The organism is Sphingobium lactosutens (assembly GCF_013393185.1).
GTDB lineage: Bacteria > Pseudomonadota > Alphaproteobacteria > Sphingomonadales > Sphingomonadaceae > Sphingobium > Sphingobium lactosutens_A.
The window spans coordinates 37,390-47,951 of record NZ_QJQX01000065.1 but is presented as its reverse complement, the minus strand read 5'-3'; the positions used below and the strand labels follow the sequence as shown (position 1 = coordinate 47,951).

Sequence of the window (10,562 nt, the reverse complement as noted above, 5' to 3'; positions counted from 1 at the left end):
TTAGTGATGGGGTGGACGCCCCCCGACGGCATCGATGTGCCACAGTGGAGGTGTTGAACACCACTTTAGGGAGGCGTCCATGTCGGAAGTTAGCATAATCGGGTTGGATATCGCCAAGCATGTTTTTCAGGCGCATGGGGTAGATGCGTCAGGCCATGCGATTTTGCGCAAGAAGATCACGCGTTCGAAGTTGTTGCCCTTCTTTTCCGCTCATCCACGTTGCCTAATTGTGTTGGAGGCGTGCGGCGGAGCCCATCATTGGGCGCGCGAGTTGCTCAAGCTCGGTCATGATGTGCGGTTGATCGCTCCGGCGTATGTGAAGCCCTTTGTGAAGCGCCAAAAGAACGATGTGGCTGATGCTGAGGCGATCTGTGAGGCAGCACAGCGTCCGAGCATGCGGTTCGTGCCGGTGAAAACTGAGGAACAGCAGGCAGCCGCGATGGTGTTCCGGGCGCGTGATCTGCTGGTCCGCCAGCGCACCCAGATCGGCAATGCCCTGCGCGGGCACATGACAGAATATGGTTGGATCGCACCCAAGGGCTTGGCGCATCTGGAAGCGCTCAGGGCGCTGGTCTCCGATCGGTCAGCGGTGCCCGAAGGGGTGCGGTCGGTGTGTATGGTGTTGCTTGATACTCTGGCAACGCTTGACCGGCAGATCGCGCTACTCGACAAAGAGATAGTCCGGCGCTCTCGCGAGGATGCAGTCGCGCGCCGCCTGATGACGATCCCAGGAATCGGACCGATCACGGCAACGGCGATCACCGCGCTTGCGCCGCCGTCAGAAACATTCGCCAAGGGGCGTGACTTCGCCGCTTGGGTCGGCCTCACCCCTCGTCAGCACTCAACTGGTGGGAAACAGAAGCTGGGATCTATCTCGAAAATGGGCGAGCGCACGCTGCGAAGGTTGCTGATTATTGGCAGTAGCGCGGTAGTGCTACAGGCGAGCAAGCGCGGGGCGGCGAAAGGCTCGTGGCTCGAGCAGATGCTGGCGCGCAAGCCACGCATGCTGGTGACGGTTGCGCTGGCGAACAAGACGGCACGGATCGTCTGGGCGCTGCTGACGAAGGATGAAGTTTACAAAGCTCCGGTCGCAGCCACGGCGTAAGCCAAGGCGGGCCAGAGGTCGTCGGAACGTAGTCGGTCGAAGGAGGGTATGGCACAACAGTCGGCGAGACGGGATCGGAAGAACCAGGTTAATCCACCGTGCTTCATCAGCACGCGTTAGTGATGTGGTTCCGGTCCGCGAACTCCCATACGGGCCCGCAGCCATCATCGCTGCATCAGAGGCCGGACAGATGGCAGCATCCGACTACGTGCCTACCTCCAAATACCACTTGCGTTAATCGGGGCGTCCACAGATGGATTAATCCCATCGCCGCCATATCCGGCCTCCGGCTCCGCTTCGCTCCAACTCCGTCCGGATATGGCGGTGTCGCCGTTTCTGGTGCCGGTGGTCGGTATCCCAGGCTGCTATGTGGGCAGACGGTGTTGTAATGCCGCCGCCAGGCTTCGATCAGCACCCTGGCCTCGGCGAGGCTGTAGAAGATCTCGCCATTGAGCAGTTCGTCGCGAAGCGACCCGTTGAAGCTTTCGTTATAGCCATTCTCCCATGGTGACCCCGGCGTGATGTAGAGCGTCTTCACGCCGATCTGCCGCAGCCATTGCTGGACGGCATTGGCGATAAATTCGGCGCCATAGCACATTGGGAACCGGCTTATTTGAGGCCGGATTGCCTTGATGGAGGCAAGGGCGCGTAGCGCCCGCAGACTTCATCAAGGCGGCCATGACCGGCCAGCAGGTCTCTAAAGTGAAGTTGTCGACTCAACCCTTTGGAGACTGACCGATCATGACGAAGCGCAGTTCTACTCCCGCCAACGCCGTGCTGGTAGCCATCGATATGTCCAAGCACCGCCAGGAAGTTCTGCTTGAACGACCGGAGGGTGGCCGCCGGCGCCGCATGACAGTGACGGCGACGAAGGCGGATTATGATCGCCTGGCCGACGATCTGACCATCATTGGCAAGCCCGTGATTGTCGGATTCGAAGCGACTGGCAACTATCACCGCACGCTGGCGTATCGATTGCTGTCCGCCGGGTTTGAGTTGCGCCTAATCTCGTCGGTCGCCCTGGCCCAGACGAGCGAAGCGCTGCACAATGGCTGGGACAAGTACGATTCCAAGGACGCGCAAGTGATCCTGCCCATGCTGAGGATCGGCGCGACCCAGCGCTATGTCGATCCGCTGGCAGCCGGTATCAACGATCTGCAGGAGATGTCGAAGACGCATGAAGCCATATCGAAGGCGAAGACCCAGACCTGGCATCGGATCCTGACCCATTACCTGCCGCTGTATTTCCCGGAGATCGAGCGTTTCGCCGGCAATAGCCGGTCTGACTGTCAATCGGCGCGGGATATTCACCCCTTATTGGAGTGGGCCCCTGGGGGTCGGACAGGTGGGACCATATTGATTGACCGTGGGTTTGGCTTTTGGAGAAAAGCCAATGCGACACCGTTCTCACAGCATGGAGTTCAAACGTCAGGTCGTTCAGGAATATCTGGGCGGCGAAACATTGCATGGGCTGGCCAAGCGTCATGACGTTTCTCGCCAATTGATAAGGGTCTGGATTGAGAAGTATGAGGCGGGCGAGTTCGACGATGACGCGCAAGCGGCTGATCTCATCCAGCAGTATGAGGCCCGCATCGCCGCGCTGGAACGCCTGGTCGGCAAGCAGGCCCTCGAACTGGAGTTTCTAAAGGGGGCTCTGCAAAGCGCACCGCGGACGAGAAACGGGACTACATCCGTCATCACCGGCCCCTTGGCATCTCCGTCTCCCAGGGGTGCAGACTGATGGGTATCGCACGATCAACCTATTATCATGGGCGGGTGAAGCGGGTTGACGAAGCCCATCTGTTGGCCGCAATCATGGCGATCTGCGATGAATTTGAGGCTTATGGCTGGCGGCGCGTACGGGCGGCCCTTCAGTACCAGGGCATCTGCGCAAATCATAAGCGCATCAAGCGTTTGATGCGCGAACACAGCCTTCAGCCGCGGAGACGGCGGAGATATGTCACAACGACTGACAGTGATCACGATCTGCCGATCTTCCCGGACCTGGCGAAGCACGTCGCTCTGACAGGTGCGGATCAGCTCTGGGTTGCAGACGTGACCTATGTCGCGATCGCGAGTGGCTTTGCTTATGTGGCGATCATCCTCGACGCATGGTCAAGGCGAGTGGTTGGCTATGCCATCGGTCGGTCGATGGATGCCCGCCTCGCCATTGCCGCGCTTGAAACTGCTATCGCAAGTCGGCAGCCCTCACCGGGCCTCATTCATCATTCGGAGCGTGGATCCCAGTACGCAGCCGCTTCCTACCGTGCGCTACTGGCAGCCAATGGCATTAGCGGATCGATGAGCCGGCGCGGGAAATCCTTACGATAACGCCAAGGCGGAAAGCTTCATGAAAACGCTCAAGGTCGAGGCGGTCTATCCGATGGCGTTCGAGACTTTCGATGATGTCGCCACCCATCTTCCACCCTTCATCGACCGCGTCTACAATCAACGCCGACTGCATTCCGCTCTGGGCTATTTGAGCCCGGTGCACTTTGAGGAGTTACACGCCAAAACTATGGTCAAATCCGCGGCCTGATACCTGTCCAACCCCAGGGGCCCACTCCAAACCGGGGTCAACATTGCAGGCTTATTCACACGCTTGGGCTCCTTGTCGCCCGTCACCTCGGGTAGGCGGCTGATGCCGTGCCGTTGCAAGCAGCGATGCAGGGATGAGCGGGTCAGGTGTGGGATCGTGGCCTGCAAGGCATAGAGGCAGTCGTCCAGCGGCAGCAGCGTATGCTTGCGAATGGCGACGATGATCGCTTCATCCTCAATGCTCAATATCGTCGAATGAACATCCTTCGGGCCTGTCGGCAGGTCTTGGGTTGCCGTACGCTTCTTCCATTTGGCGACGGTCTTCTGGTTGATGCCGTAGCGCTTGGCCAGAACCCTCAAGCTCTCTTGACTATGTTGTATCGCTCGACGGACTGCCGCTGTCGTGCGGGCGCTCCCGTGAAGAATCTGGCCCATAGTGCATCCTTCCGTTCCTGGCTGAACAATGCACCATCAAAGGCCGGGACTAAACACCTAATGGGCGCTTGCGTGATGAATGCCTGAACGAGACGCTGTTCGCGTCGCTCAGCCATGCCCGCTCAGTGCTGAGCAACTGGCGCGATGATTACAACCATGTGCGTCCGCATAGCGGGATAGGCGGGCTGACACCCGCCGATGCTGCCAGGCGGCTTGTGCAACCCCGCCCAGATGGGCACCATGACAAACCCGGACTCTACTTATGAGCGGAGGAACTTTGGGGAGCACTTCACGGACCATACCGTAATCAACATTGCTTAGCTGTGCTGCTTCGATCTCTCTTGAATTCGCTGTGCACCAGAGGCATGATCTGCGCTGCGGGCAGACCGACTTAAGGAGTTGGTTTGTACGATTGATGTAAATGAAAAATTCCTTCGGCTCAGCGAGGTGATCAGCAAAACCGGCAAGTCAAAGGCCGCAATCTATCGAGATGTCCAGATCGGCGCATTTCCTTCACCTGTGAAGATAGGCGCCAGAGCGTTTGCTTGGCGCCTATCACAAATTAATTCCTGGATGACGTCTCCAGCCGATTACCAATCGGATTGAAACCAGTCAGTGGGCGGCACTCTCAATGACTCTTTGTCGAACAGGTGTTCGAACTTTCCTGAATCATACTCTGCTTTATCAAGATAGTCCGACCATCAATAAAGCATTGATCGACGCTGCGATATATATCTTTCCTTGTTGTATACTGACCTTACCCATTTTTCACAATGTTCTAATTGAAGTTCTATCCAATCTGAATTAAACAATCCAACTTCATTAAGAACAGAACTTGCCACAGATCGAAACCCATGGACAGTTGCATTTCCAATATTAAGTCTTTTTAATAAAAATATCATTGAATTTTGCAAGACAACTTTGACTCTAATTTCTTGAAGTCGGAAATAAATATATCCCGCTAGCCTCTCGAACGGACGTACCAATGATGTTTAAATATTTAATTTCGCGGAGCAATTTGATTGCTTGAGGAGGCAGAGGAAATATGTGCTCCCTCCTTCCTTTCATACGATTTCCTGGAATTCGCCAAATTGGATCCGGCCCACTTAAGCCTTCAAATTCATCCCATCGCGCATATCGAGTCTCGTTTGATCGAACCATTGTCAGTATGGTCCACCTGAGAGCAAGATGTACAAGTCGCGCGCCGCTGTCAGCATTCAAAGCCGCATAGAAAGCAGGGAAGTCCTTTGCGGGCAAAGCTGAGAAATTCTTCACGCGAAGACGCTTACGCATCGCTACATCCAGATCGACACACGGATTTGCAAGCACCCTTCCGTCTGGCATTCCGGTCCTGAAAATACCATTAATATATCCTCTAATCACAAGAGGGAGCACTTGATTTCCACGTTGCTCGACGCGCTTAAGCACATCTAACACCTCATTCGACCCAATATCTCTAACGCTGATATTACCTATATATGGAAAAACACTATTTTTAAGCACAACTTCTATTCTGCTATAAACCCGCCTATCCCAGTCGTAACTTTTCTTTTCCATCCATTCCCGAGCCAACTCTTCGAAGGTAGTAAAGACATAGTCCTGCGTTTTTAATAAGGCATTGAAGGCAGAGGGATCGAGGCCTTGCTTAATCTTTCTTTTTAGTTCTTCTCGCCACACTCGAGCCATATCGACACTTATTTCGGGGTAACTACCCCCCGATACCGTTTTTTGCTTACCTTTGTGGCGATATGACAGATACCAAGTCACCTTCCCACCAGAGGTGACGTTAACGAAAAGCCCGCCTCCGTCCGAGCGTCGGACATTACGCCCCCGACCAGCCAGCCGAACGATAATCTCGTTACTCAACATTGCTCATCCTCATCAGCTGAGGAGATGTGCAGATTTGAATAGCCCGTTTGCTCAACATTTTGTCAACAAATGCCCTCGAAACCGCATCCGACGATCAGAGCTTTTCCAAGAACGAATTATCAAATCAATATATTGAAATAAAACACTTTTTAGACGTCATCTGAGCCTTCTTTAAACGGTATGATCCAAGAAGATCAGATGCCACCGACATTCACATAAACACAATTATAGGGACCGCCGGCCACCACCCCGACGCCGATGGTGCTGGCGGAAAAGGCGACGTCATATTGCACCGCCATGAAGGCGGCGGACGACAGGCCGGAAATGGAAATCCGCGCAGGGTCGGCACCCAAAGCCGGCAGTTTCTTTTCCGCTGCGGACGCGGAAATCGGCAAGATGGAGAGAGAAAAGCAAATAAGCGATAGTGTTAGTCGGCGAACATGCATGATTGCCTCCTAAATTCTCATAAATCGTCATGAATAGACGAATCGCCTTTTCACGCTCCCCCAACCGTTATTTTTATGAATATCGCTCGATTCTTCTCGCACATAATCGTTGCGAACGGGGTATGAAAATACCGGAAATCGGAGTTAATGTTGGATAAGGCAGCGAAATGCTGGAAATCCAATAGGAAAATTGTGTCGCTGTCCTATTGGCACGGTCTGATGTAAAAAGAGGCCGCCGGCCTTGTCACGCCGCCAGCCCCAATGGGAAAACTTGTAATAAAATTACCAGATACTAACTGATAATTCCACAACCAGCAGGAAATGTGCGAAGTTAAGCCCGCCATCTCCTATTTCGCCGTTCAGGAACAGTTGTTCGGCTTGGGCCGCAGCAGCGCCCGCCCGGCCGTCGCCCCTGTCGTCCGGCTGTCGCTCACCGCCAGCGCCCCGTTCACGTACAGCTTCGCCACGCCCACGCTCAACTCGCGCGGATGGACATAGTCGGCGCGCGGCGCATATTTGGCCGGATCGATCACCACCACATCGGCATAATAGCCGGGCTTCAGATAGCCGCGATGGTCCAGCTTGTAGATGTCCGCCGTCAGCCCCGTCGACTGGCGCACGAAGGTCTGAAGGCTGATAACCTTCCGATCGCGCACATATTGGACATATTTTTCCGGAAAGGTCGCGAACATGCGCGGATGACCGTCCGACCCATCCGACGACGTCACGACCCATGGCTGCTTCATGATCAGGTCGACATCGGCCTGCGCCATGTTGAAGGACGCGACCGCCGTGCCCTTGCCCTTCTTGCCCGGCACCTTCGTTTCGATACTCTGGCGGATGATGCGCAGCGCCGCATCGCGCGGATCGAGCTTCCACTCGGTCGCCACCTGCTCCAGCGTCTTGCCGGTCCAGGGAAAATCCTGCGCGATCAGCAGCAGCGCCTTCGCCCCGCCGCGCCGGCGCATATTGTTCTGCATCTCGTCGCGGATCTTCGCCAGTTGCGCCGGATCGTCCAGCCGCTTGACCAGCGCACCACCGCCGCCGTCCACCGCCCATCCGGGCAGGAGCGACGCGTCCAGGCTCGATCCCGACGCCAGCCAGGGATATTGGTCGGCGGTCACATCCTGCCCCGCCTTTCGGGCTGCCTCGATCTCCGCAATGACGGCGGGCGCCTGCCCCTGCACATCGACGCCCAGCGCCTTGAGATGCGCGAAATGCACCGGCATGCCCGAATCCTTGCCGATTGCGATCGCTTCCTTCACCGATCCCAGCAGACCGATATTATAGCTGGACTCGTCCCTCTGGTGGGTGTCGTAGATGCCATCCCGCATTGCCGCCTCGCGCGCGACAACGACCACCTCCTCGGTCTTGGCGAAGCTCTGCGGCGGATAGAACAGTCCGGCCGAAAAACCGGTCGCCCCCTCGCACATGCCCTTGGCCACCAAAGCCCGCATCGCGCCCAATTCCTGCGCCTTGGGTTCCCGCGCATCCTTGCCCAGCACCCGCTCGCGCACCGCCCCGAAGCCGATAAGGGGTACGATATTGGTGCCGATCCCTGATGCCTGGAGCCTGGCCGCATCCGCGCCGACATCGGGCGTGCCATAGCCATCGACGCCGATCATGACGGTACTGACCCCCTGATCCAGCCAGGCGGCATTGACCCGGATCGCCTTGTCAGGCGAACGAATGAAGCTGTCGGCATGGGTATGGGCGTCGATGAAGCCCGGCGCAACGATCATCCCCTTGGCCTCGATCACCTGCTTCGCCTCAACATTCTTCGGTCGGCCGACATAGACGATCCGGTCCCCCTTCAGCGCGACGTCGCCCACATAGGGCTGCCCCGTCCCGCCATCATAGATTGCCCCCCCCTTGATCAGGACATCCGCCTTCTCCGCCGGCGCCGCCTTCCCGATCGCCGCTATGGCAACAAGGCCGCCCGCCAGCAGCAGGGACCGAACACGACGCGAAGCGGAGGAAGACGGCATGGGCATTTGGTCCTTGAAAGCTGAGCCTTACCGGCAACATGGCCCCGATATGTCGCAGCCGTCCAGTGCGGCCTGTTGCACGGCCTATAACCGGATGTCATAGCGGTTCGACGCGCCGCTGTCGTTGATCCCAAGGACGGGCCGCAGCCAGAGGGGATAACGCCTATGAACCTGCGCCAGATCGAAATTTTCCACGCCGTCTATCTGCATGGCACGGTCAGCGCCGCCGCCCGCGCGCTCAACGTGTCGCAGCCTGCCGTGACCAAGGTGCTGCGCCATGCCGAACGCTCGATCGGCCTGCCCCTGTTCGAGCGGGCCAAGGGCCGGCTGATCCCGACCCAGGACGCGCGCACCCTCTTTGCTGAAGTCTCCGACATTCAGGATCGGGTCCGCTCGCTGCGTCAGGCGGCGCAGAATATGCGCCACGGACGCGGCGCGCTGCTCCGCGTCTCCGCGTTGCCGTCGCTTGGCCTTGGCGCCATTCCCGACGCGGTCGCCCGCTTCCTGCGCGGGCATGAAGACATCATGTTCGACCTCCAAACGCTGCATCATGATGAAATGGTGCGCAAACTTTACGAGCGCGAAACCGACATCGCGATCAGCTTCGAAGTACCCCTGTCCGCCCCCGTCGCTCATCAGGTAATCGGCGAGGGCGAACTGGTCGTCCTCTACCGTGAGGAGGATATGCCCGACGCGCCCAGCCGCCTCCATCTGGAAGAACTGCGCGACCACAAGTGTATCAGCCCGATCCAGAGCGGGCCGATCGGCCGCGTCCTCTCCAGCGAACTCAACCGCCTCGACGTCGAACTGGACGAGGTCGTCTCGGCCCGCACCTATTATATTGCCGCCGCCCTGGTTCGCGCGGGAGTAGGCATGGCGATCGTCGACAATTTCACCGCCCACGCCTCCACAACTCAGGGTCTGTCGAGCCGGCCGCTCCAGCCTGCCATCACTTTCGACATCAACGCCGTCTATCTCCAGAACCGGCCGCCGTCGAAGACCGCATCCGAATTTCTCGACCTCCTGTCGGAGGTGATCGAGAGCCTATAGCGTCAGGCTATAGCCTATGTGGGCCTTGCTATTGGGGCTGATCCGTTCGGCGCGATAAAGCGGACACCCCATCAGCACAGGTTCGGAAACGCCATGATCGCCACGCCCTATCTCCTCTATCTCGGCCACAGCAATGATGAGATCGGCATCAAGACGTCTCGTGGCCTTGCGGTATTCCGCCCGGACATTTGTGTGGGCGAGTTTCGCCACGACGATTGCGGCCTGACCCTGAACTTGCCCCGCATGGACTTCGCCGCCGCTCATGCAGCCGGCGCCCGAACGCTGGTGCTGGGCATCGCCAACGCCGGTGGCAAGCTGGGCGAGGATCTGGTGCGCGATGCCCTCGCGGCGATGGAAGCCGGCCTCGACATCGCATCGGGCCTGCATCAACGGCTGAAGGACGAACCGCGTCTGGTCGAAGCTGCCGCGCGCCTCGGTCGCTCGCTCCACGATGTCCGCGATCCACGCCCCGACATTCCGGTCGGCAATGGCAAGAAGCGTCTGGGCCAGCGCCTTCTCACCGTCGGCACCGACTGTTCGGTGGGCAAGATGTATACAACGCTCTGTCTTGCCCGTGCGCTCGCGGCGCGTGGCGTGCCCGCCGATTTCCGCGCCACCGGCCAGACCGGCATATTGATCGCGGGCGACGGCGTGCCGCTCGACGCGGTGGTGGCGGACTTCATCTCCGGCGCGATCGAGCAGATTTCGCCCGATCGCCATGATGGCGGCTGGGATCTGATCGAAGGGCAGGGTTCGCTCTTCCACCCTTCTTTCGCGGGCGTGTCGACGGGCCTGCTCCACGGCGCGCAGCCCGACGCGCTGGTCCTCTGCCATGACCCGATGCGCCAGAGCATGCGCGGCCTGCCGCACTACACCCCGCCGGGCCTGGCCGAATGTCTGGAAGCGAACCTGCGCACCGCGCGGCTCACCAATCCGAACGTCCGCGTCGTCGGCATTGCGCTCAACACCTCGGCCATGAGTGAAGAGGACGCCATTGCGCTGTGCGCCCGCACGGCCGAAGAGTTCGGCTTGCCCTGTTCCGATCCCTATCGCATGGGTGTGGAGGCGATCCTCGACCGGCTGCTGGAAAGCGAAGCCGCGACAGCCGCACCCGTCACGGAGAATGCCTGA

The 10,562-nt window shown here is 58.3% G+C and carries 10 protein-coding genes and 4 pseudogenes; 9 read left to right on the top strand and 5 right to left on the bottom strand.

All coding sequences use genetic code 11. The features are described from left to right. The first annotated feature begins 79 nt into the window (after positions 1 to 79). Complete coding sequence (locus DM806_RS18610; protein WP_179044561.1) at positions 80 to 1,105, top strand: IS110 family transposase; 1,026 nt, start codon at positions 80 to 82, stop codon at positions 1,103 to 1,105. Between the two features lie 322 nt (positions 1,106 to 1,427). On the opposite strand, the pseudogene DM806_RS27855 reads toward DM806_RS18610, so the two are convergent. Then, a pseudogene (locus tag DM806_RS27855) lies at positions 1,428 to 1,694 on the bottom strand (integrase core domain-containing protein); the annotation flags it as partial. A gap of 152 nt (positions 1,695 to 1,846) precedes the next feature. Between DM806_RS27855 and DM806_RS18600 the strand changes: the two are divergent. The 4 genes and pseudogenes from DM806_RS18600 to DM806_RS27850 form a co-directional block, all read left to right on the top strand. Further along, positions 1,847 to 2,392 (top strand): annotated as a pseudogene (locus DM806_RS18600) (IS110 family transposase); the annotation flags it as partial. Between the two features lie 106 nt (positions 2,393 to 2,498). Continuing rightward, positions 2,499 to 2,846, top strand: a complete 348-nt coding sequence (locus DM806_RS18595; protein ID WP_179044653.1) for a transposase — start codon at positions 2,499 to 2,501, stop codon at positions 2,844 to 2,846. Further along, positions 2,795 to 3,436, top strand: coding sequence for an IS3 family transposase (locus tag DM806_RS18590; RefSeq protein ID WP_179044659.1), 642 nt, complete (start codon positions 2,795 to 2,797; stop codon positions 3,434 to 3,436). The genes DM806_RS18595 and DM806_RS18590 overlap by 52 nt, the downstream gene beginning before the upstream one ends. A gap of 19 nt (positions 3,437 to 3,455) precedes the next feature. Next, positions 3,456 to 3,644: an IS3 family transposase gene (locus DM806_RS27850; protein WP_179044652.1), complete on the top strand. Its 189-nt coding sequence runs from the start codon at positions 3,456 to 3,458 to the stop codon at positions 3,642 to 3,644. A 59-nt stretch (positions 3,645 to 3,703) separates the two neighbouring features. On the opposite strand, the pseudogene DM806_RS18580 reads toward DM806_RS27850, so the two are convergent. Continuing rightward, positions 3,704 to 4,078, bottom strand: a pseudogene (locus DM806_RS18580) (IS481 family transposase); the annotation flags it as partial. A gap of 59 nt (positions 4,079 to 4,137) precedes the next feature. Between DM806_RS18580 and DM806_RS18575 the strand changes: the two are divergent. Together DM806_RS18575 and DM806_RS18570 are read left to right on the top strand one after the other, a co-directional pair. Continuing rightward, positions 4,138 to 4,344: pseudogene (locus DM806_RS18575) on the top strand (integrase core domain-containing protein); the annotation flags it as partial. A gap of 133 nt (positions 4,345 to 4,477) precedes the next feature. Next, on the top strand, positions 4,478 to 4,684 hold the full coding sequence (locus tag DM806_RS18570) for a helix-turn-helix transcriptional regulator (RefSeq protein WP_218647567.1): 207 nt from the start codon (positions 4,478 to 4,480) through the stop codon (positions 4,682 to 4,684). Positions 4,685 to 5,005: 321 nt separating this feature from the next. Here the strand turns inward: DM806_RS18570 and DM806_RS18565 are convergent, their stop codons facing one another. The 3 genes from DM806_RS18565 to DM806_RS18555 form a co-directional block, all read right to left on the bottom strand. Beyond that, a complete protein-coding gene (locus DM806_RS18565; protein WP_179044651.1) occupies positions 5,006 to 5,947 on the bottom strand; it encodes a tyrosine-type recombinase/integrase in 942 nt (313 codons plus the stop codon). A 194-nt stretch (positions 5,948 to 6,141) separates the two neighbouring features. Further along, positions 6,142 to 6,300: a hypothetical protein gene (locus DM806_RS18560; protein WP_218647566.1), complete on the bottom strand. Its 159-nt coding sequence runs from the start codon at positions 6,298 to 6,300 to the stop codon at positions 6,142 to 6,144. 452 nt (positions 6,301 to 6,752) lie between these two features. Continuing rightward, positions 6,753 to 8,381 carry an N-acyl-D-amino-acid deacylase family protein gene (locus DM806_RS18555; RefSeq protein WP_179044650.1) on the bottom strand — a complete coding sequence of 543 codons (1,629 nt, stop codon included), beginning with the start codon at positions 8,379 to 8,381 and terminating at the stop codon, positions 6,753 to 6,755. 165 nt (positions 8,382 to 8,546) lie between these two features. On the opposite strand from DM806_RS18555, the gene DM806_RS18550 reads away from it, so the two are divergent. After that, positions 8,547 to 9,431: a LysR family transcriptional regulator gene (locus tag DM806_RS18550; protein ID WP_179044649.1), complete on the top strand. Its 885-nt coding sequence runs from the start codon at positions 8,547 to 8,549 to the stop codon at positions 9,429 to 9,431. Positions 9,432 to 9,524: 93 nt separating this feature from the next. Further along, positions 9,525 to 10,562, top strand: a complete 1,038-nt coding sequence (gene dgcN, locus DM806_RS18545; protein ID WP_179044648.1) for an N-acetyltransferase DgcN — start codon at positions 9,525 to 9,527, stop codon at positions 10,560 to 10,562.

Coding starts and splice junctions, on each gene's coding strand:
- DM806_RS18610 (WP_179044561.1), top strand. CDS start 80: ATGTCGGAAGTTAGCATAATCGGGTTGGATATCGCCAAGCATGTTTTT.
- DM806_RS18595 (WP_179044653.1), top strand. CDS start 2,499: ATGCGACACCGTTCTCACAGCATGGAGTTCAAACGTCAGGTCGTTCAG.
- DM806_RS27850 (WP_179044652.1), top strand. CDS start 3,456: ATGAAAACGCTCAAGGTCGAGGCGGTCTATCCGATGGCGTTCGAGACT.
- DM806_RS18565 (WP_179044651.1), bottom strand. CDS start 5,947: ATGTTGAGTAACGAGATTATCGTTCGGCTGGCTGGTCGGGGGCGTAAT.
- DM806_RS18555 (WP_179044650.1), bottom strand. CDS start 8,381: ATGCCGTCTTCCTCCGCTTCGCGTCGTGTTCGGTCCCTGCTGCTGGCG.
- DM806_RS18550 (WP_179044649.1), top strand. CDS start 8,547: ATGAACCTGCGCCAGATCGAAATTTTCCACGCCGTCTATCTGCATGGC.
- dgcN (WP_179044648.1), top strand. CDS start 9,525: ATGATCGCCACGCCCTATCTCCTCTATCTCGGCCACAGCAATGATGAG.